This is a genomic window from Alteromonas sp. 1_MG-2023, from assembly GCF_030547075.1.
GTDB lineage: Bacteria > Pseudomonadota > Gammaproteobacteria > Enterobacterales > Alteromonadaceae > Alteromonas.
Map to the genome: position 1 here is coordinate 1 of NZ_JAUOQH010000007.1, position 23,187 is coordinate 23,187.

Sequence of the window (23,187 nt, forward strand, 5' to 3'; positions counted from 1 at the left end):
TAGATACGTTTTCTTTGTTTCATGGCAACATTCCTCCTTAAATAAGGATAGCGTTGCGCTCACCAATTGAACTCAAGACGTTAATCCGACGTTCACCACCTTTGATTTCTTAGCAATCCTTAGCCGGTTTGAGACTGGGGCGGGATATCTTAAAAACAAAGTTAAAAGCATAAGCTAATGTTTCCAAACACAATTATCCAGAAGATAATACATCAAATTTCTCTTTATAAAAGAACGGTGCTAATGTAACGCGTAGGTAAAAACAAACATGACAGCGGAGCGTCAACCACATGATTCAGAAATCAACTTTAGTTTTTATCCTATTTTTTTCCTTTTGCACTTTTGCTTTTGGTGACGAAAATAAACAAAGTGCAAAGTCTACGAATCTTCCCGCAATCGTGCACGACATTGCAACGCAATATCATGATATTGGGTGGTTTTCCGGAAGTGTGTTGGTAATACAAGATGATAGAGAAATATTTATATCGTCTTATGGATTTCAGAACATTCAAGAAAAAATAAAGAACACAGGGCAAACTCGGTTTAACCTTGGCTCGATCATGAAAGACTTCACTAAAGTGTTGGTATTACAACAAATCGAAGATGGGAAGATTAGGTTAAATAGCAAGCTAATTTCCTTTGATTTGGGCTTCAAACAGTCTTTTGCTGACAAAATAACAATCGAACAACTACTTAATCACAGCGCTGGTTTTGACGATATCTTTGTCGCAGAATATCGGGAAAACCCTCTTGCATTCGATACTATCGATAAGAAGCTGAGTGTATTAATTGATCGCCCCCTTCTATTTAAACCCGGCTCTGACAATCAATATTCGAACTACGGATATATTGTATTAGGTAAGATTCTTGAAAGAGTGACGGGTAAACCGTTCGAAGAACTACTAGAAAATAAAATATTCTTACCGGCGGAAATGACAGCGACCACATTCGAACCTTCCAATTCGCACGATCACCAGTCGGTAAAATATACTTATAAATACGACAGTACCTTGAGTGAAGTGGGTGTTGTTGAGCATCCAAGTTCAGACGGTGGTATTGAGTCAACTGTGAGAGACGTTCACCGATTTTATCAAGCACTCTTTTACACCGATAAACTATTACAAAACTCAGACCCTATTAATCGCAAAGTATTCGCTATGGATGGTTCACATTGGGGGGCATATGGTGGTGGACTTGGCGTCAGTGCCGCCGTCGAAATTGATTTAACTAACGGTTATCAAATTGTTGTTCTCGCAAATAGTGACAACTTGGTAGCTGAACTCATTTCTGGTCGAATACTCTCGTTTATCAAAAATGGAGAGTATGAGTCGGTAAGGCAATTGGAAAAGAATTTTGCATTTGAATACTACAAAGCCGAAGGTAAACAAGAGTTTACCAAGCATTTCAAACAAGCTTACGCCGATAAAGGCTATAGTCGATTTATTGGCCGAACCGTCAATGAACTTGGAATGGAACTTCTTAGAGCAGATTCATTTGAGGAGGCATTTGATATGTTCGATTATTTAGTTACACTCTTTCCCGATGCACCGCAGGTATACGACAGTTTAGCCTTTGCCTATCTATCTAAAGGGGATGGGAAAACCGCGAAAAAGACATTCAGTCAATCTTTAGCAATCAAAGCTAATTTTGAAAGCGATTACGTGAGTGATAATTATGGTCATAATGATACTTAAGTTGACTGAGTGCACGGTATTTCTGGCTCAGCACTGCCATTGCTTATCTGTCAACAAACTGCACTCCGGCTTTTGTTTTGGGATTTAACGGCTTACATGATTTTGCATTCGTTTATTTAATGAATAGTCCATTATCTTCATCCTGAACGTCTGCTGTTTGTCTTAAGGTGCCTCTGAGGCTGTTTGACAGCTCGGTACGTGAAGCGGTCGTTGGCTAATTGCACATTTGTTGGCGACAATGAGCGAGAAGCAGACGTATGAATGATTGACCGTGAATACGAACAAAAGCGGACTTACCGACCTAAAATAACTCGACGCACTTCAACACTAATTAATTATGTGCTTATATAATCCAAAAATAACAAAGGAATGTATTTTGAAACTTAAGTCCATCTATAAGTATAGTTTTATAATTATCGGTTTAATTGCTCTGCTGTACACAGTGTTAAGAGTTACTGCCGAAATAACCGTAAGCAAGCCAGATGCTGTAGGTGAATTTTTTGTGCACGAAGGTAAAAATGTCCATTACCGTTGTATAGGCGAAGGACCAAACATCGTAATATTCGAAACTGGGTTTGGTTCTGATAGCTTGAATACGTGGGGTGCTATTTCTGAGCAAGTATCTGATAGAGCGAAGTCGTGTTGGTATGACAGACTTGGTTACGGCTGGTCGGACGATTTCGGGGTTTCATTTTCATTACAGCAAAAAGCGCAAGTATTATCAGAATTGATTGAATTGGTAAGTGAAGGAAAGCCTGTAATTCTTGTTGCTCATTCTTATGGTGGTGTAATTGCAAGGCGAGCTATCTCCGATTATTCAATACCAATCAAGACACTTATCCTTGTAGATTCAGCACATGAAAACCAGCATGCTATGTTGGGAGAACTACTTCCTCCAATCCCTCAAAGCGTGGCACGCGCAACATATTTGGATGCCTTATTTGGTTTATCAAAAATTAAAAACATGTTTAATCGAGAAGGAAGCGATGAACACGACAGAGTGCGGAATTATTTTGCATCTAAGAAATATAGTAACGTCCTGAATAATTACGTTGAACTGGGGGGCTTTTTCACACCTTTAAAGAATTCAAACATTGACTTAAATGATGTTGAATTAGTTGTCTTAGAGCATGACCCACAAACATACCCTGCAACGGAAAGATGGGAGCAAGCGAATAGAATATGGCATAAATTACAAAGCGAATTAGCGGCGTTATCGACCAATTCAATTTTTGCAACAGTACCCAAGGCGTCACATAATATTCCTCAAGATAATCCTGAGTATTTAGTGAATCAAATTCTCATTGCAGTTGAGTGACGCTATCCGATTAAAGCGTAAATGCTCAAGGAAAGCTGAAAGGTTCTACACGCATTTTCATTGCAAGCTTAGGTCCGCTTATTGTAACACAGCTCGCATTTGAAACTCACTCTCGAACGGCCCCTTATGGCACAAACGCGAAGTGCTAGGACAACACTGGGAACATCCGCTGTTTGTCTATAGCCGACCATCAAACGGTACCCGAACCCACATTTTATTCATGACAAATGTCATGTTACTTTACTTACCTTTGTGACTAACTAAAACCCGCCCCGCATTACATACTTTCATCACTGCTTACGCACTTTTATTTATCAACTAAAAAGGCATCGTGATGAAAACACAAACACTAACGCTAGAACAGCAACGCGACATTATGAAACAACGCCGCTTTATCGCTATGCCACTGGCTGGCACTCTGGTTTGGGCGGCGATTGGTTGTGCATCGCCCTTTTTCACCGAGGTGATTCAAACCTGGATGCTCTACCTTGGAACGGGCGCTATTTTTTACATTGGGTCAGGGCTTTCCTACTTAACTGGCGAACGTTTCTTTTCTAAAGAACGCCAAAATACCGAGTTCGATACCTTGTTTTTCGTGGGTACCGCCATGGCCTTACTGGTATTTGCCATCGCACTTCCTATTGCGGCCATCGACCATACTACGCTTCCACTGAGTATTGGCATACTTACAGGACTCATGTGGATGCCCCTATCATGGGCTATCCAACACTGGGTTGGCTACTTTCACACTATTGCCCGTACCCTGGGCATTCTCATTGCCTGGTATGTATTCCCAGAAGCCCGGATTGAAGCCATATCAGCTGTTATTGTTGCGGTGTACTTGCTCTCACTCGTTACTCTAGAGTCTAGATACCAGAACATTAAACTTGCCACTTCAAACGCCGTTGACGGTACTGCAACAGGTGCTACTAATACCTCTGCCACTGACACTGGCTCTACTTCACGGGCTAATCCAAAGGTTGCCACTAAAACGTCGCTAGCTTCATTTTAAAAAGAAGTAGTATTAAAGAAAGTCGCCATAAACCTATGGCTTTTTCAAACTAAAGCTTTTCAAAGTAAAACCGTTTTAGCGAACAAAAAATCAATCAGCCGAAACAGCTAAACGACCTAAGACTTATACCGGAGAAAAAACATGACTTACTTATTACTCGCGCTAGCGATTGTGACAGAAGTAGCAGCAACACTTTCATTGAAAGCCTCAGATGGATGGGAAAAATGGTACTTCGGCTATGGCGCCATCGCGCTTTATACCGTATCAGGTATTTTATTTGCCACTGTGCTCAAGCATATGGGGGTAGGTGTTGCTTATGCCATATGGTCTGGAATGGGGATCGCTCTTATCACCGCAGCCTCTGTAGTCTTATGGAAACAAACTTTCGACTTATATGCTGCAATGGGTATTATATTAATTGTTTCAGGTACTTTGCTTATCACCAGCAAGTCTACCGTTGTATTTCAATAAGGACGAAATACCTAGATGAATAGCAATTCAATAAAAAACAGCGATAAGGCCACTAGCGGCACAGGTATTAACACTAGCGGTGCAGGTTTCAACGCTGGCGAAACCTCTGCTAATCTACAATCACCAACATTACCTTTGCTGGCGGATGGTCGTAAAAAGAAGTGGTCTTACAGTTCTCTGGTCTTTTCACTGTTTTATTTTGTGCCAATGCTATTTATGCAAGACGCGCCCTCCAATTCGGTAATGGCGCTTATTGTTACGGGTTTTGTCACCTTTGTTTTTCTTTACGTACTGAGTGTAAATCAACCTGTAAATCGCCTACCTTATTACCTGACGCTAATGATTTTTTTAGCCTATACCACCAGCTTGGTTAATCCAGGTGGCACGGTGATTTTTGGCTTTGTTAACTTTATTGTCGGCTACTATTATCGCTTCAGTATCGGCATTATTTTGTTACTTGCAGTATCTGCATCGCTTATTTTCATGAAAGTATTTTTGTACCCTACCGGTTTGTTTTTCTTCCTCGCCGCAGGGGTAAACATTGCTGTGCTGTTTGGTTTTGGCGTAATGGAACGCAAAGAAACCCTTTTCCAACAAAAGGAAGCGAAACACGCTGCCGCATTGGGCACCTTAAGTGCCATTGCTGAACGGGAACGCATAGGCCGTGATCTTCATGATGTAGCTGGCCATGCACTAAGCAGTATTTCGTTGAAAGCTCAAGTGGCCGACAAGCTACTAACCAAGGGCCGCACCGCTGAAGCCCAAGCAGAAGTAAAAGCATTGGCTCAGCTTTCTCAGCAATTGCTCAGTGAGATTAGGCAAACCGTAAGTGGCATTAAACACCTACCCTTGCGTCAAGAAATAGCTAAAAACATGGCAAAATTGTCTGAGCAAGGTTTTGAGGTGGTGAGCGATGTGGTGAGTGATGTAATTAGTAGTGAAGCTAGTGATGACGTTGGCGACATAGTTAACAATGAAGTAAACAATGTAGACGAGAGTAACTTCACTCACCTTACTCCCCTTCAAGAAACACAAATGTCGTTAATTGTAAAAGAAGCGACCACGAATATTTTGCGCCATAGCAAGGGTAATCAAGTAACGCTTACACTTCAATGTACAAACGATATGCTGAACCTCGTTATTGCTGATAATGGCAACAGCCACTGCCAAGCAGAGGGCAACGGCGTTCAAGGAATACGTGAGCGGGCTGAACTAATCAATGCCTCTGTGGAGTTTCAGTGGGGCTCCCCCACGGTGCTCACACTTCAATTACCGCTACTTGCTAAACATAATAATAGCCAGCCGAGCGAAGAGTACATATGCATATAGATAAAAATGACTAATTTAATATCGAGTAACCAGCAATGAATCGAATTTTAGTGGTAGAAGACCAATCTTTAGTGCGTGACGCTATCGCGACCTTATTGTCGTTAGAAGACGACTTTGAAATAAGCGAAAAATGCGCCAATGGACAAGAAGCATTAGATTGGCTTGGCGCGAACGATGCCCCCGACATTATTCTTACCGACATTGAAATGCCCTTAGTATCGGGGCTAGATTTGGCAGAAAGGCTAAACGCCTTATCTATCAGCAGCAAAGTGGTGGTAATGACCACATTCTCCAAGCCTGGCTATATAAAGCGAGCGCTGGCATTGGGCGCAAAAGGATTTATTCTAAAAGAGGCTGACAGTGAGTACCTAGTGAATGCGCTACAAAAAATAGCAAAAGGTGAAAGAGTTATTAGCCCTGAACTTGCTTTAATGGCGCTGGATGACAGTAACCCGCTTTCGGCAAAAGAAAGTAAAGCGTTAAAGCTCGCAGGTGATGGATTAAAAACCCAAGATATCGCGAAAACACTATTTTTGTCTGAAGGTACTGTGCGTAATTATTTATCTGAAGCTATAGCAAAACTTGATGCAACAAACCGTGTAGACGCAGCCAGAATCGCAAAACAAAAAGGCTGGTTATAAACCAGCCTTTGTTTGTCTATATCCGCTGCATTTAGTACAAATGCAGCGTTGATCTTTTTTCGTTTAAGCTTTTTAGCTTACTCAATTCGTTAATTAAAACTCAGTGGAGAAACGTACGCCAAACTCACTCGCGTCATTACTTAATACTTGGATAATATAATCACCAGCGTTTAAGCGAGCATTGTCATAACGCTCATCAAAAATGTTACGGCCATATAAAGCAACTGTATAACCTTCATCTGCGGGCGTGTACGCCACGTCGAAGTTAACTAATCCACGGCTATCAATCTGTGTCATACGAGTAGGCTCTGAGCTAGGCTCACCGTACATTTCTGCGCGGTATGAATAGTCGACACGTGCGCGAATTTTATCGCCACCTTCAAGGTCGAAGGTATATGACGGGCCAATCGCAAACGTTAAATCAGGCGTTAATGGCGCAACAGGATTAAAACCGTCTTGCTCATCTACTTCAACATCCATGTAACCAATGCTGGTTAGCATGCTGAAGTTGCCTACATTCAACGTAGTGTCTAGCTCGATACCACGTGAGGTTTGTTCAACCACTAAGTTAGCCGTATCAAAACCACCTTCACTCACTTGGCTTACTTGGTATGGTAAATCTTCAAACTCAGTGTTAAATACTGCAATGCTCACGTCAAAGTATTCATTTACACGACCTTTAAGGCCCACTTCGTAATTCACCGCGGTAATATTGTCAGAGGATACAAAACAGTTACTCGCATTCACTGCAGCAATTGTTGCATCTAAATCATCAAAGCCACCTGCCCCAAAGAAATCATTAAATAGGCAATAAGGACGTGCTGGATATTGACCAGATTGATAACCATTTTGAATAGTGGCATAACCTGTCATACCATTTTCAAATGTATAGTTGGTTGCCAGTTCCCACGTTACCTCGTCCCACTCATTTGAGTCGAATACAGTACCAAGGACATCAAATACGTTTGCAGACGCGTCTTTTTCATCTTCAGTGTAACGAATACCACCCGATACACTCAATTCGTCGGTTAAATCTCGGCGAAGGTTAAAGTATACCGCTTTACTTGTCGTTTCTTGGTCTAGTTGAAGGGTGTTGCCACCGCCATCGAAACTTGAATCGCTACCTTGACGGTTACTACCTTCTTCGTTGAAGTAATAAAGGCCAGCTACAAAGTCAGTGTACTCATTGATATAACCATTCAGTTGAACTTCAATTGATGTTTGGTCTGCTTCACCGCGCTCTGGGTAATGATCTAACGAGTAAATAGTACCGTCATCATCAAGACCCGCTTTGTACTTAGAAGTACGGCGGCTAGCAACCACTTTGGCGGTGTAATCGTCGCTAATATCCCACTCGGTAGTTAAAGACACACCGCGAGCTTCATTCGAAACGCTAGTCACTTCTGGTGTGCCTGTTGCATTATCGTAAATATCATACCCTTCTGGGGTAACATCGGTATTTCTAAGTGCTACCGCCAGGCCGTTTGTACCTGCATAAAAACGTCCTTCAGGTATTTCATCAATAAGCACTGTGTATGGACGTAAACCACCATCACCATTGTTGGCATCGGCAGTTAATACCATACGGAAATCATCAGACGGTTCCCATTTTACCGAGATACGACCTGAAATATCTTCTGTTTCACCAACATCATACTCTGCGTTAGGTACGTTAATGAACTCGCCCAAACCATCACGGGTGTTGTACGCTAGGTTCATGTTGAAAGCTAAGGTGTCAGATAATGCATGGTTCACGAACAAATCAGTTTTAACACGACCACGAGTACCAAACTCTGCATTTACTTTGGTCACATCGCCTTGATCTGGCTCTTTAGTAATGATGTTAATAGCACCACCAATTGAGTTACGACCATATAGCGTACCTTGAGGACCACGAAGCACCTCAATACGCTCGATGTTATTCAAGCTCCAGTTTTGACCTACTTGGCGGCCTAAATACACGCCATCCACATACACGCTCACACCTGGATCAGTAGTGATAAGGTGATCTTGAAGACCAATACCACGAATGAAAGGATTTACAGAGGAAGTGTGACCTGCTGAGAAGCCTGTTACGTTTAAGTTCGGAACAAACTTACCCACATCTGTTAAGTCAGTAATACCTTGTTCAGCCAGCATATCACCGTCAAATGCACTGATTGCAATTGGTACTTCATAGATAACTTGGGGACGCTTAGTCGCAGTAACGGTAATAGCTTCAAACTGTTGCTCTTCAGTAGCTTCAGCTTCTTGAGCAAATGCAGAATGTGATACAGCGGGAATAGTTAGTGCGACTGCCAAAGCGACAGGCGAAAGCCTACTGGCTAGTGTCTTAGACACGTCAGTATTGGTGATCATGTGTAACCCCTTTGCGAGAGTGTTTAGTGTCGAAAGTTTATTGTTTTAGGCCGCTTCACATTCTCTTTGGAACGTTGAAAACCAATTGACTCACAAATAGAGGGCGTTACGAAGCGTAACATTTAGCTGATTTATGGATATCCTTGATGAAAGTGGCGTGTATCCCTACTGGTTTTAAATGTCACTTTCTCTACCCTACCAGCCCCCATCTACTCACGACTGGAGTTTTGGCTTGAAGACTGGAAAAATATAATACTGGCTTCCTTTTGGCTTGCATAGCTAAATATTGCACTTTTATTAAAATGACTCTTTAAAATCTGACTGAATGGTTAACATACAAAGCATTGAAAAATGAATTATCCCAAGCCTATAAAAACAATATAATTCAGATGCTTAACAACAAAACAAAAAGGATGAAAAACAACCTAAAATTGGTAAAAATTGTTGACCAAATAGACAATTATTTTTATTGAAATTGTAAGGATTAAGTCAAGTTTGTTTGCGATATACCCAACTTATTACATGCAAATATGTCTATCTCGCAGCAGAAATAACCCTCCTTGTGAAAATCTCTTGCCAAAAGAAATTGGATATTTTAAACAAGTTACCAATACCGTTTCAATATAAGCTGTGTTTATTACCGTCCCGCCTTATTTCCTCTCATTCAGTTTCTTGTGTTATTAATTTATCACCACTACTTTGTCGACAATATAACCCCAATTTGGTTGACCCAGCCAGAAAAAAGGCCTAAATTGTCGACAATAGAGTTTATAGAGATATGTTCATTGTCGATTCAATTAGATGTTGAAAAGCCCATAACTAACGCAGATCGTACTTTTTACCAACTGCGCAACGATATAGTGGAAGGCGCTATCCTTGCTGGCTCTAAACTTAGTGAAACCGAGTTGTCGACAAAATACGAGGTTAGCCGTGCCGTTATTCGCGAAGGTATTAATCGACTCACTGCGTGCCACTTGGTTGAACGCAAAGCCAATGTAGGCGCAAAAGTCGTCTCCCTCACGCCAGAAGGGCTCATTCAGCTTTACCAAGTGCGAGAAGCGTTAGAAGGTATGGCTGCACGTCTTGCCGCTAGGCATATGAACGATGAAGAAATTGTCTCGTTGCAAGGGCTGCTAGATTCCCATTTCAACACAGTTAAAGATGCACAGCTTTATTACCAAGAAGCGGGGGATGTAGATTTTCATTACCGCATTGTTACTGGTAGTAAAAATAGCCATCTGATTAGCGTATTAATAGATGGGCTATATCATCTTGTACGCATGTATCGCGTTCAACTCGGTATGGCCGGCCCTCGGGTTAGCACTGCTTTTGATGAACATAGACACATTGTGAATGCTATTGCGAATCGCGATGAAGAGCTAGCCGAAATGCTAATGCGCCGCCATATTCTTTATTCAAAGAACAATATTGAAAACAAACTTAGTCCCACACCAACCTAATTTGAAACCAGAGAGTGTTATTTATGAGTGCAGGAAAGAAATTCAGACAAGCACTGGCCGACAATAAGCCACTGCAAATATTAGGCACCATTAATGCCTATACCGCCATGATGGCAAAATCTATCGGCCACAAAGCGATATACCTCTCAGGTGGCGGCGTTGCAAATGCTTCATACGGTTTACCCGATTTGGGCATGACATCACTTAACGACGTGATTGTTGATGTACAACGCATCACATCAGCTTGTGATTTGCCGTTATTGGTAGATATAGACACGGGCTGGGGCGGCGCATTTAATATTGCAAAAACCATTCGCGATATGGAAAAAGCAGGCGCAGCGGCTGTACATATGGAAGATCAGGTAGCGCAAAAGCGTTGCGGTCATCGCCCTAACAAAGAAATTGTGAGCACTGAAGAAATGGTCGACCGCATTAAAGCCGCGGTAGATGCTAGAACAGACCCCGACTTTTTCATTATGGCCCGTACTGATTCTTTCGCACAAGAAGGGTTAGAAAAAGCCATTGAACGTGCCAAAGCTTATGTAGCAGCAGGCGCTGATGGCATATTCGCAGAAGCAGTAAAAACTGAAGAGCATTACCGCGCATTTTCAGAAGCGTTAGACGTACCTATTCTTGCCAATATTACCGAGTTTGGACAAACCGAACTATGGAACAAAAAGCAACTTGGCGAATGGGGTGCCGCGATGGTGCTTTATCCACTAAGCGCATTCCGCGCCATGAACAAAGCTGCTGAAAACGTCTACCAATCAATACTTGATAATGGCGATCAAAAGGCCGTTGTCGACACCATGCAAACTCGCATGGACTTATACGATTACCTTGGCTACCACGACTACGAGCAAAAGCTCGACGAACTGTTCGCCAAAGGCAAAGGCTAACGGCTGGCGGCTGAAGCCGCTTTGGCTGAGGAGGCAGGGATACGGCGCTGCCACGCCGTAAACCCATCCATGGGGGCTCCGCCTCGGCATCCATGCCTCGGAGGGGCAGCGCTCGTATTCCCTGCCTCCACATCCGCGGCCTCGAGCGACAATTTGTAACGAGTAATATTTTGTTAAAAACAGCGATTGTTGATATCGATTGTTGAATTAGAAAACTAAACAAACTTTTGTACCTTACATACACAAGACCGGAGACAACAAGATGGCTAAACAATTAAGTGGCGCGGGATTACGCGGCCAAGTTGCAGGAAAAACAGCACTGTCTACTGTCGGCGTATCAGGTTCTGGCCTGACATACCGTGGTTACGATGTAAAAGATTTAGCAGCCAGTTGCCAATTTGAAGAGGTGGCTTATCTTATTTTGAAAGGCAAATTACCTACCCAATCCGAGTTAGATGAATACAAAACCTTACTTCGTGGTATGCGCGGATTACCTCAGGCCCTTAAAGATGTACTAGAGCGTATTCCAAAAGACGCCCATCCTATGGATGTACTTCGTACGGGTTGTTCTATGTTGGGTAACCTTGAAATGGAAAACGATTTCAGTGAGCAGGCCCATGCTACCGACCGCATGTTGGCCTGCTTCCCAAGCATTATCTGTTATTGGTATCGCTTTACTCACGATGGCGTTCGTATTGATGTAGAAACCGATGACGATTCTATCGGTGGTCATTTCTTGCATATGCTACACGGCGAAAAACCACGTGAGCTACATGAACAAGTGATGCATGTTTCACTTATTTTGTACGCAGAGCACGAATTCAACGCCTCTACTTTTACCGCTCGCGTGTGTGCCTCAACCTTATCTGACATGCACTCATGTGTCACTGGTGCTATTGGCTCACTTCGCGGTCCATTACATGGCGGCGCGAACGAAGCAGCCATGGAAATGATTGAAGGCTTTACATCGGCAGACGACGCTGAAGAAAAAATGATGGCTATGCTAGCCCGTAAAGACAAAATTATGGGCTTTGGTCATGCTATTTATTCTGAGTCTGACCCACGTAACGAGATTATTAAAGGCTGGTCTGAAAAGCTTGCAGCCGATGTGGGTGACGATGTGCTTTACCCTGTTTCTGTTCGCTGTGAAGAAGTGATGTGGCGTGAGAAGAAATTGTTCTGTAACGCTGATTTCTTCCATGCATCAGCCTATAACTTTATGGGTATTCCTACTAAGTTGTTTACTCCTATATTCGTAATGTCTCGCCTAACAGGCTGGGCTGCCCACGTGATGGAACAGCGCGCTGACAACCGCATTATTCGCCCATCAGCGGAGTACACCGGTGAAGATATTCGTGACGTACCTCCTATGTCTGAACGTAGTTAATGACTAAGGCTTAAAATCATGAGTAATATGAATTACGAATACCGAAAACCTTTGCCTGGCGCCGGAATCGATTTTTTCGATACCCGCGAGGCAGTGGAAGCCATTGAACCTGGCGCCTACGACAAACTTCCTTACACCTCTCGTGTATTTGCTGAAAACTTAGTGCGCCGTTGTAACCCTGCCGCGTTAACCGAGTCACTCAAGCAGTTTATTTACCGCAAGAACGACTTGGATTTTCCGTGGTTTCCTGCCCGCGTGGTATGCCACGATATTTTAGGGCAAACCGCGTTAGTCGACTTGGCCGGTTTACGAGATGCCATTGCCGCAAAAGGCGGCGACCCGGCGAAAGTAAACCCAGTCGTGCCTACTCAGTTAATTGTCGATCACTCATTAGCCGTTGAGCATGCGGGTTTCGAACCCGACGCGTTTGAAAAAAACCGCGCTATTGAAGACAGACGTAACGACGACCGTTTTCATTTTATCGACTGGACTAAATTAGCGTTTAAAAACGTGGATGTGATACCGCCCGGTAACGGCATCATGCACCAAATCAATTTAGAGCGTATGTCGCCGGTTATTCAGTCTCGCGATGGTGTAGCCTTTCCAGATACTTTAGTTGGTACCGACAGCCATACCCCTCATGTTGACGCATTAGGGGTAATTGCTATTGGTGTAGGCGGCCTTGAAGCAGAAAGCGTTATGCTAGGGCGCGCCTCTTACATGCGTCTTCCTGACATTGTAGGTGTTGAGCTTACCGGTAAGCCACAGCCCAATATTACTGCTACCGATATTGTATTGGCCCTTACCGAGTTCTTACGTAAAGAGCGCGTGGTGTCTTCTTATTTGGAATTTTATGGCGAGGGTACTACGCACCTCACCCTTGGCGATCGCGCCACTATTTCAAACATGACCCCCGAATACGGCGCTACCGCGGCGATGTTCTACATTGACCAGCAAACCATCGATTATTTGCGTTTAACGGGCCGAGAAGAAAAGCAAATTGCGTTGGTTGAACAGTACGCGAAGCACACCGGTTTATGGGCAGATTCATTAGCCAGTGCCGAGTACGAACGTGTTCTCACCTTCGATTTATCCTCTGTAGGTCGCAACATGGCTGGTCCATCGAATCCACATGCCCGTTTAGCCACCAGCGATTTGGCGCAGCGCGGTGTTGCTAGTGCATGGGAACAAGAAGAAGGCAAAATGCCTGATGGCGCGGTCATTATTGCTGCCATTACCAGTTGTACCAATACATCTAACCCTCGTAACGTGATTGCCGCAGGCTTAATTGCTCGCAATGCAAACCAACGTGGTTTAACCCGTAAACCTTGGGTAAAAAGTTCCCTAGCCCCTGGTTCTAAAGCAGTAAAACTGTATTTGGAAGAAGCCAATTTAATGGGCGAACTAGAACAGTTAGGCTTTGGTGTAGTGGCCTTTGCCTGCACAACCTGCAACGGTATGAGCGGCGCGCTAGACCCCAAAATTCAGCAAGAAATTATAGACCGCGACTTATACGCCACAGCTGTGCTTTCTGGTAATCGTAACTTCGATGGCCGTATTCACCCGTATGCGAAACAAGCCTTTTTGGCCTCACCGCCATTAGTGGTGGCCTACGCTATTGCGGGCACTGTCCGGTTTGATATTGAAAAAGACGTGCTAGGTATTGATAACGACGGTAACCCGGTCACGCTTAAAGATATTTGGCCAAGCGATGAAGAGATTGATGCCATTGTCGCGCAAAGCGTAAAACCAGAGCATTTTCGTAAAGTGTACGAGCCTATGTTCGACTTAAAAGTGAATACTGGCAGCGACATTAGCCCGCTATACGATTGGCGTGAAATGAGCACCTATATTCGCCGCCCACCTTATTGGGAAGGCGCGATGGATGCTGAACGTACCATGACGGGTATGCGTCCGCTGGCTATATTAGGCGACAATATTACTACCGATCATTTATCGCCCTCGAACGCAATTATGGCAGCTAGTGCAGCAGGTGAGTATTTGGCGAAAATGGGGTTGCCAGAAGAAGACTTTAACTCTTATGCCACCCACAGGGGCGATCATTTAACGGCGCTTCGCGCCACCCTTGCGAACCCGAAAGTGTTCAACGAGATGGTGCTTGAAAATGGCGAAGTGAAGCAAGGTTCGCTTGCTCGCATTGAGCCAGAAGGCAAAGTGGTTCGCATGTGGGAAGCCATTGAAGCCTACATGGAGCGCAGACAGCCACTGATTATTGTGGCGGGTGCAGACTATGGTCAGGGCTCTTCACGTGATTGGGCTGCCAAAGGTGTACGTTTAGCTGGGGTTGAAGTGATTGCCGCAGAAGGCTTCGAGCGTATTCACCGTACCAACTTGCTTGGCATGGGTGTATTGCCCCTTGAGTTTAAACCGGGCACAACCCGCAAAACGCTTGAGCTTGATGGCACTGAAACCTACGACGTTAAAGGCGATCCTGCACCGGGTGCAACTTTAACCTTAGTGGTGAATCGTGCCAATGGTGAAACTCTAGACGTACCAGTAACCTGTCGCTTAGATACCGCAGAAGAGGTATCGATTTACAGCGCAGGCGGTGTACTTCAGCGTTTTGCCAAAGACTTCTTAGAAGCTGAAGCTACGTAGTTATCGCTGGGACAGGGGAAAGTAATGTCGGTACAGGGCACGCCGTAAATACGTCCCTGTAGTCTCCCAATTCGCATCCATGCGAATCGAGGGCCCTGAACCGACATTACCTTTCCCCTTTGCATCCTCCAACAACGTTAATTAGAAGATGGATTTAGGTGATGGATTTAGAGGTTGTTGAGGATTTAAATGTTTCCCTTCTCTAACTACAGTATGGATTGGTGTGTTTTGAGCGGGGCTTAATCGTTATCACTGTTAGTAAATAAGCAACCAATCATCGTAACCAATCTTTGCCACCAATAATCGCCACCATTCAACAAAGGAATAACCAATGAAGCATGCTCCTCAAATTCGTGTACCGGCTACTTATATGCGTGGTGGTACAAGTAAAGGTGTGTTCTTTAACGTATCTGATTTACCCGAAGCGGCGCAGCAGCCTGGGCCGGCGCGAGATGCGCTTTTATTGCGTGTGATTGGCAGCCCAGATCCTTACGGTAAACAAACCGATGGCATGGGCGGTGCTACATCGAGCACCAGCAAAACCGTGCTTATTAGTAAAAGCGAGCGCGACGGCTACGATGTTGACTACTTATTTGGTCAAGTCTCTATCGACAAACCTTTTGTAGATTGGAGCGGTAACTGCGGTAACTTAACTGCCGCTGTGGGCGCATTTGCAATCAATAATGGGTTGGTCGATGCCAGTAAAATTCCAGACAACGGCGTTGCCGTAGTAAATATTTGGCAAGCTAATATCAACAAAGCCATTATTGCCAAGGTGCCTATTACTAATGGTGAAGTGCAAGAAACTGGCGACTTTGAGTTAGATGGGGTGACATTTCCAGCCGCTGAAGTTGAAGTGGCTTTTGTCGACCCAGCCGATGGTGAAGGGGCGATTTTCCCTACTGGCCGTTTAGTCGATACTCTTGAAGTGCCTGATGTAGGCTCCTTCAGCGCCACTATGATAAACGCAGGTATTCCTACTATCTTCATTAACGCTGAAGATATTGGCTACACGGGTACCGAACTGCAAGATAACATTAATAATGATGATGCCGCCCTAGCCAAGTTTGAAGCTATTCGTGCTTATGGCGCAGTTAAAATGGGGCTAATTAACGATATTGGAGAAGCAGTCACACGCCAGCATACCCCCAAGGTAGCTATGGTTGCGCCACCTAAGGGCTATAAGGCTTCTAGTGGTAAAGACATTTTGGGAAATGACATTGATGTACTCGTGCGCGCCATGTCTATGGGTAAGCTGCATCACGCCATGATGGGCACCGCCGCTGTGGCCATTGCAGCAGCCGCTGCTATCCCTGGCACACTCGTAAACCTTGCGGCTGGCGGCACAGAGCGTGAAGCCGTTGTTTTCGGGCACCCATCAGGCACCTTGCGTGTAGGTGCGAAAGCTAGCTTCGAAAATGATAAATGGAACATTGAACAAGCGGTTATGAGCAGAAGCGCTCGGATTTTGATGGAAGGCTGGGTGCGGGTGCCAAAAGAGCAAAGTTAAACTACGATTATCTGTATATGAAATTTAAAAGCGGTATTGAGTCCCTATACTTCAGTATAATTTTCTGATTTGAAGGCGATTTTATACCGCTTTTTCGTTATCCTCTTCTTTATTAAATTTACGGGTTAAACGAAATTATGTACAAAATTTTAGTCGTTGAAGATAGTTTAACCGTACGAAAAGTTTTAAGTAAGTTACTAGAATCAAACCCACACCTGTCGCCCGTTCTTTGTGAAACATTCACTGAAGCTAAACTTTTACTAGAAAAAGAAAGTGACTTTTTAGCGGCTGTCGTCGACCTGAATTTGCCGGATGCTCCTAATGGAGAAAGCGTTGAATTAAGTTTATCGTACTCCCTTCCAACTATCGTGCTGACAGGTAATTTTGATGAATTTACCCGAGCGCAGTTGCTTGACTTAGGGGTTCTAGATTACATTACCAAAGAGTCACGCTATTCCTATAGCCAAGTGATTAAACTTATAGATAGGTTAAGAAAAAACTTAACAACAAAAGTACTTGTCGTTGAAGATTCTATTACCAGTCGAAATTACATCTGTGGGTTATTGAAAAAATTTCATTTCCAAATATTCGAAGCTTCAGACGGTAGAGAAGCACTTACATTCCTTTCTGATACCAGCGACATTAGCCTTGTGATATCAGATCACCGCATGCCCAATATGGATGGATATGAATTAGTTAAAGCGATCAGGCATGATCGCAGGCTTCAAGATTTAGTCTTTATAGGTTTATCTGGCACCAATGACGGCATACTTTCATCCAAATTTATAAAAAGCGGTGCAAATGACTTCCTCTCTAAACCTTTTTATCATGAAGAGTTTTTTTGCAGAGTAATGCAAAACTTAGACTCTCAAGAGATGATAAGAACCATTCGAGCTTCAGCTAATATTGATTCGTTAACCCAAGTTTATAACCGTCGCTATCTCATTGAGCAAGGGGAAGCTATTTTTGCAAAGGGTCCATCCGGACAATCTGCAGCAGGGGTTATGGTTAGTATGATTGATATTGACAACTTCAAAGTGGTTAATGACAACTTAGGCCACAAAGCAGGTGACTCGCTGTTACAGGAGTTTGCGACGTTACTACAAGAGTATTTCCCTACCGATTTGGTAGTACGTTATGGAGGTGAAGAGTTTACTGTTATTGCTACCGGCTCATTCAAACAGCATGCCGCTGACATCTCTCAATTTATCAGTGCTGTGCGTCAAACCTCGTTCACGCAACATGCCCTCAATGTAACATGCAGTATCGGTATTTGTGCTGAAAACTTAGGTAGTTTAGAAGAGCAAATTGATGTCGCTGATAAGCGTTTGTATAAAGCAAAACATACAGGAAAAGATAAAATCGTTGCTAGTGATAAGTAAACGGATGTCTTTATAAATGTTGATAGTCACAATCCTCAATTGTTCATCTTTTTAAAAGCCAAGGTGCTTTTGAACAATAAAATATCTACATCCAAGATTTTCGTTTAGACTCCACTTCAAACAACACGTTATTCGCCAATTTATTTGCATATTCTTCAGGTAAAAACGGGACTGAAATAGCGCCAGATGCTAATACGAACTGCACCGTTGCCAGCTTTCGCCTTTTCATGAATACACTTTGCTTTACTACCACCTGCTGAACTTTGTAAGGTTCGAAGCATAAGTAATCTATACCTATGCGCCCTCGCCTTACATAAATGTATTTATCATCGCTCACCACGCCCCAGCGCCACCATCTAAGCGTAATAATGCCTAGAAGGATTGCGCTTACCAAGGTTACGCCCGCAGTAATATCTAAATGTTCTGTATAAATACCAATACCGGTGCCAACTACAAAAGGTATAGCAAGCGCTGCGATAACCCAATGCAAAATAAAGCGCTTACTGATGGACTGATAATCGCTACGGCGAATTTTACTCTGCGGCATCACCTCTTGGCTCAATTCATCCGCTTCGTCTTCAGTAACAGAAGGCACGATAAGCCGATTAGGCGACATTAGCTCTTTAGTGGAATGGCCAATTGATGCGTTTTGCTCAAAATACAAATTCACACGTTTGAGAATTCTGTCTAACCAATCTTGCTTGGCAGAGATAACTTGAATGCGGGATGCACGCATACTCACTTCTTGTTTGTTCAACAAACCACTTCTACGGATGTACCTATCGTGTTGCCGCGATAACGTATAATCGTAAAAGGTAAACAAAGCGCCGCCGATACTAATAAGCGCAACCACTGCCATGGCCATCATCAGCATAACAAAAGCGTATAAACCAAATTGCCACCAGGCTATGGTCTGCTCGCCAACGAGTTGATTTAGCTGCAAGCCCTTTTCAGCCAACCATTCTGATAGATACCCAAAAGCATTGTCGTAAAAAGGCGCAGCTGCACCTAAGAAAATCCATACTCGATTATTCGTTATACCGTGTATGACAATATCGGTAATAGAGCGCCTATTAAGTATGGTTTCGCCATCTTCATTGGTTTCTGAATAACGCTCGCTTTGGTCGCCATCAACGCAAGCTTGGCTGCTATTATTCGCATGCGCTCTATTATTTACATGGCCGCTATCATTTACATGGGCGCTGGTCTCGCGTTCTTGATGGCCATTCTCTTGATAGCCATTCTCTTGATGCCCATGCTCTTGGTGCTCGGCCAGCACTTGCTTTCTAAGAGCATGCGCATACGCCAAAGGAACCGCGACTATTTTGGCCTCTTCTCCTGCACTTCCCGCGGTATCGAGCACAACCAGTGCGAAACCGAACGGCCGGTAGTAGAAAGGCAATTCAATTTTTACATTCTGAATGCGCCAAAAAGGCAGATTGGTATAACTTCTAGAAAATACCCCACTGTGAATTTCAACATGCTGGTTGTTTACCCTGAAGCGATACATGAAGAAACTTACAACACCGCTTGAAAAGAAAATAATGACCAGAGCAGCAATGCTCAATAATGTAATGGGTGATTGAATGCTATCGTTAATATTAGCGGTTACCGCAATGGCTGGTACGGCATAAATAGCGCCTTGGGCCATGTTTTTAATGCTACGAAGAGTGAAATACGCAATGGCGATGGGTGAAAGCCTACGCCAATCTTCGCCGGTGTCGACCTTAACGGTTTGTGATCCTGCACTGCTTTCGGAAGGCTTCGCTGTGTCTACTTCGGGGGAAGCCACTATTTTGCACTCACATCTTTATGATCGAGAATGAACTGCCTTAATCGCTCGGCCACTTCCACCTCTATACCTGGAATTTCAAATGTATGGGTGGCGCCACCAGCCGAAAACAACTGTAAAGAAGCGAGCCCAGCTAAACGAGCAATAGGTCCACGCTTTAATTCAACGTGTTGAACACGCAATATAGGCTGGCAAGATAACGACCTAAATACCAAGCCTGACTGCAAGCTTAAGTCTTGTTCCCGTAGGGCATATTTAATAAGCGGATCGGCAAAGAAATGGTAGATTGTCGCTACACACCCCAGCACACAAACGCCCATCACAATATATGGAAAGGCGGTAACTAAGGGCTCTGGTATCGCAAAAAATGACTGGTAGCGTAGCGCACTAGCAACCATGATCAACGCAAACGCTATGCTAAAAGCCAATGAGATATTAATAACGCGGTAACGCGGAGAAATAGCTTCTAAGTTTAGTTGGTGAAGTTGCGGTATGTCTGATGCAGACGTGTTTTCATTAGTTATTATAGCGTTTAGCTGAGCATTGCTAAACGTCTCGTTGTCGGTGCCCATTGTCATTACGTCTACCCCTTGTAAACTCGCGAAATCGACTTCCAAATAAAAACGGGGCTTAATCAGCCCCGTTTTTTGTTAAACGATTTAATCGTCTACCCGCTGCTGATTAAGCCACTCTTGTAAGGCTTTCATATCGTGCTGTACGGCCATTTGCAACTCTTCAACCCAATCATGGACGTTCTGCCACCACGTAGGGTGATCGCCTTGTTGAATCTGATTTGCAATACGTTGTACACGTGCTAGCCCTACAGAGCCTGCCGCACCTTTAATCTTATGCGCTTGTGAGCACACTTCAGACTTTTCATCGGCACTTAGGCTTAACTGCAGAATTTCCATGTATTCAGGCATTTTTTCCTGAAACACTTTAACGCTTGCCCGCACCATATCATCGCCTATTGTATCCACTAACATCTGGAGCAAGTCCATATCTAAAATGTTACTTAATATTTTACTCGGCTCTGGCGGGCGTTCTACCTGACCTTCAATTTCTAACGGTGCAGGTGGCGCATGGAATAACTCGTTAAACACCTCAATTACGCGAGACTTCTTAATGGGCTTGGCGATGATATCGTCCATGCCGTTCTGCAAATACTCTTCCCGCTTTTTAATCACGTTCGCAGTAAGTGCCACAATAGGGGTTTGCATCACTAAGTCTTCTTCATGCAGCGTACTGGCCACATCGAATCCGCTCATGTCTGGCAATTGAATGTCTAACAGTATTAAATCGTATTGGGTAGCACGGGCTTTATCAATCGCTTCTTGCCCGGTCATGGCCACATCTACCTTTTGCCCCATTTTCTCAAGTAAGGCTTTGGCAACCATCACGTTAAGCTCAATATCTTCTACCAGCAAAATATTCAAATCGGTAACTTGAAGCTGCGCCACTTGCATAGGCTTTTTCGATATTTCTACCGGTAGCTCTATTTCGAAGCGCGTGCCTTTACCTACCACACTGGTAACTTTAATATTGCCCTTCATTAAATCGACCATTTGCTTACAAATAGCCAAACCAATACCGGTACCCGTGGCTGATTGGTGATCAGGGTGATCAACCTGATAGTACATGGCGAAGATTTTTTCTATCTCTTCCTCAGGTATGCCTACACCAGTATCTTCAATCACAAAGGTGACGAACGCTAAGTCATTTTCAGGTTTGGTAGATTCGATGGATAAGCTTACATGGCCTTTTTGAGTAAACTTCACAGCGTTAAACAGGATATTCCACAAAATTTGGCGCAAGCGCGTACCGTCTACTTCAACTAAACGAGGCAGCGGTTCTTTAATCGTAGTTTTAAGCTCTAGCTGTTTATCACCTGCTAAGAGTCGAATAATACTGCTTAGCTCTTCGGTAAAGTCTCTAAGCGATACGGTCTTCAAGCTAAGTTCAACTTTGTCTCTATCCAACTTATCAAGGTCGATAATATCGTTAAATATATTGCCAAGGGTGATAGCACTAGCATAGATAGTACTTACCCAGCTAAATTGCTCTTCGCTTAATTCGGTATCGCGCAGCATTCTACTTAAGCCAACAATACCGTTTAACGGCGTACGTAGCTCGTGACTAATCGTAGCGATAAAGCGCGTTTTATCAGTACTGGCTTTCGCTGCTGCATTTTCTGCTTGTTTACGTTCAGTCATGTCACGACCAAATGATAGCAAGCCTAAACGGTTACCTTCTTTATCGAAGAAAGGAACTCGCTTCATTTCGAAGTAACGGCGGCGGCCATCGGCAAAGCGCAGCCATAACTCTTCAGTAATACTGGCGTTAGTTTCTAGCACTTCATGGTCGCTGGCGACTATTTGACGGGCTAGGTCTTCTTCATAAACATCAGTCGGGGTTAAACCAAGAAGTTCTTGCTCGGTCTTACCTGTCATGAGCTCTGCTATACGATTGCAGCCCGCAAAGCGCCCTTCTTCATTACGGTAGTAAATAAGATCTGGCGAGGCATCAATGATAGAGCGTAGTAACGTAGATAAGCGACGAGCTTGGGCTTCTTGTTCAGACTTATCCTGAATTTCACGCTCTAAGTCTTTAAATAAGGCTTCACGCTCTTCTTGCGCTAATTTGCGCTGCTCAATTTCGTGGTTCAATTGGCGGATATTAGTTTGCAGTTCGCGGTTAAGAAAAACATCTTCTTCTCGCAAACGCTCAAGCTGACTTACCACTTCTTTAAGGTTGGTGCGTGAGTTCTCTAACTGCTTTATAAGTTCGCTAAAAAAGTACAACACCCAAGGCGCAGAAAGCATGGTTAAAATAACCGCGCTGATAAAGTCATCAGGTTGTACTGCACTGCCCATACTTACGCGTATTACGTATGAGCCGCCAAGTGTAAACACTAACGACAATACTACGAACAGAATACTTAACTTAAGCGTACCGAAGCGCTGTACAAACTGCGCAAAACGAATAGCCCAAGAATCGTTTGGTGAATCTGAATGCATGAACGACTTATTTTTAGGATTATATTCAGCATATCCTATCAGGCTTTATGCATTACGGAAATGCTGACAGACACCGTATCTACTGAACTATAGATTGTTGTTTATAAGAATTGATTCACCATGGTGTAATTTTTGTACAACTGCAAATGATTCTGGTAGGCTGGATGTAAAGAATGAACAACTACATAAAAATACAGCAAACATGCCCTTGAATAGATATTAAATGCCTCAATATGAATTTTTATTCATTTTTAGCGATTCCAAGACACTTACTTGAATTTCATTGCCTACCATTAGA

Annotated in this window: 16 protein-coding genes; 12 read left to right on the plus strand and 4 right to left on the minus strand. The window is 43.7% G+C overall.

Annotated features, from left to right (window positions below):
* Window positions 1–398 precede the first annotated feature (398 nt).
* The 6 genes from Q4561_RS09100 to Q4561_RS09125 all read left to right on the plus strand — a co-directional run bounded on the left by Q4561_RS09100 (window position 399) and on the right by Q4561_RS09125 (window position 6,465).
* Complete coding sequence (locus Q4561_RS09100) at window positions 399–1,694, plus strand: serine hydrolase (RefSeq protein ID WP_303459427.1); 1,296 nt, start codon at window positions 399–401, stop codon at window positions 1,692–1,694.
* Window positions 1,695–2,070: 376 nt separating this feature from the next.
* Entirely contained in the window at window positions 2,071–3,012 is a 942-nt protein-coding gene (locus Q4561_RS09105) for an alpha/beta fold hydrolase (protein WP_303459430.1), read from the plus strand.
* A gap of 334 nt (window positions 3,013–3,346) precedes the next feature.
* Window positions 3,347–4,024, plus strand: coding sequence for a hypothetical protein (locus tag Q4561_RS09110; protein ID WP_303459432.1), 678 nt, complete (start codon window positions 3,347–3,349; stop codon window positions 4,022–4,024).
* Window positions 4,025–4,165: 141 nt separating this feature from the next.
* Entirely contained in the window at window positions 4,166–4,495 is a 330-nt protein-coding gene (locus Q4561_RS09115) for a multidrug efflux SMR transporter (RefSeq protein ID WP_303459435.1), read from the plus strand.
* Between the two features lie 15 nt (window positions 4,496–4,510).
* Window positions 4,511–5,824: a sensor histidine kinase gene (locus Q4561_RS09120; RefSeq protein ID WP_303459438.1), complete on the plus strand. Its 1,314-nt coding sequence runs from the start codon at window positions 4,511–4,513 to the stop codon at window positions 5,822–5,824.
* 35 nt (window positions 5,825–5,859) lie between these two features.
* On the plus strand, window positions 5,860–6,465 hold the full coding sequence (locus Q4561_RS09125) for a DNA-binding response regulator (protein WP_303459440.1): 606 nt from the start codon (window positions 5,860–5,862) through the stop codon (window positions 6,463–6,465).
* A gap of 93 nt (window positions 6,466–6,558) precedes the next feature.
* On the opposite strand, the gene Q4561_RS09130 is transcribed toward Q4561_RS09125, so the two are convergent.
* On the minus strand, window positions 6,559–8,823 hold the full coding sequence (locus Q4561_RS09130; protein ID WP_303459443.1) for a TonB-dependent receptor: 2,265 nt from the start codon (window positions 8,821–8,823) through the stop codon (window positions 6,559–6,561).
* A gap of 791 nt (window positions 8,824–9,614) precedes the next feature.
* Between Q4561_RS09130 and Q4561_RS09135 the strand changes: the two genes are divergently transcribed.
* The 6 genes from Q4561_RS09135 to Q4561_RS09160 all read left to right on the plus strand — a co-directional run bounded on the left by Q4561_RS09135 (window position 9,615) and on the right by Q4561_RS09160 (window position 18,080).
* Window positions 9,615–10,283, plus strand: a complete 669-nt coding sequence (locus Q4561_RS09135; RefSeq protein WP_303459785.1) for a GntR family transcriptional regulator — start codon at window positions 9,615–9,617, stop codon at window positions 10,281–10,283.
* Window positions 10,284–10,306: 23 nt separating this feature from the next.
* Window positions 10,307–11,182 (plus strand): methylisocitrate lyase, encoded by an 876-nt coding sequence (gene prpB / locus Q4561_RS09140; RefSeq protein ID WP_303459444.1) that lies wholly within the window; start codon window positions 10,307–10,309, stop codon window positions 11,180–11,182.
* A 262-nt stretch (window positions 11,183–11,444) separates the two neighbouring features.
* Complete coding sequence (gene prpC, locus Q4561_RS09145; protein ID WP_303459447.1) at window positions 11,445–12,569, plus strand: 2-methylcitrate synthase; 1,125 nt, start codon at window positions 11,445–11,447, stop codon at window positions 12,567–12,569.
* Between the two features lie 27 nt (window positions 12,570–12,596).
* Complete coding sequence (gene acnD / locus Q4561_RS09150) at window positions 12,597–15,188, plus strand: Fe/S-dependent 2-methylisocitrate dehydratase AcnD (protein ID WP_303459787.1); 2,592 nt, start codon at window positions 12,597–12,599, stop codon at window positions 15,186–15,188.
* A 331-nt stretch (window positions 15,189–15,519) separates the two neighbouring features.
* Window positions 15,520–16,698: a 2-methylaconitate cis-trans isomerase PrpF gene (prpF, locus tag Q4561_RS09155; RefSeq protein ID WP_303459450.1), complete on the plus strand. Its 1,179-nt coding sequence runs from the start codon at window positions 15,520–15,522 to the stop codon at window positions 16,696–16,698.
* 137 nt (window positions 16,699–16,835) lie between these two features.
* Window positions 16,836–18,080 (plus strand): diguanylate cyclase, encoded by a 1,245-nt coding sequence (locus Q4561_RS09160; protein ID WP_303459452.1) that lies wholly within the window; start codon window positions 16,836–16,838, stop codon window positions 18,078–18,080.
* Window positions 18,081–18,165: 85 nt separating this feature from the next.
* On the opposite strand, the gene Q4561_RS09165 is transcribed toward Q4561_RS09160, so the two are convergent.
* From Q4561_RS09165 to arcB, 3 genes are all read right to left on the minus strand, one after another.
* Window positions 18,166–19,872 (minus strand): PH domain-containing protein, encoded by a 1,707-nt coding sequence (locus tag Q4561_RS09165; protein ID WP_303459454.1) that lies wholly within the window; start codon window positions 19,870–19,872, stop codon window positions 18,166–18,168.
* A complete protein-coding gene (locus Q4561_RS09170; protein ID WP_303459456.1) occupies window positions 19,872–20,450 on the minus strand; it encodes a PH domain-containing protein in 579 nt (192 codons plus the stop codon). Before Q4561_RS09170 ends, Q4561_RS09165 begins: the two co-directional genes overlap by 1 nt.
* A gap of 81 nt (window positions 20,451–20,531) precedes the next feature.
* On the minus strand, window positions 20,532–22,889 hold the full coding sequence (gene arcB / locus Q4561_RS09175) for an aerobic respiration two-component sensor histidine kinase ArcB (RefSeq protein ID WP_303459457.1): 2,358 nt from the start codon (window positions 22,887–22,889) through the stop codon (window positions 20,532–20,534).
* Window positions 22,890–23,187 lie beyond the last annotated feature (298 nt).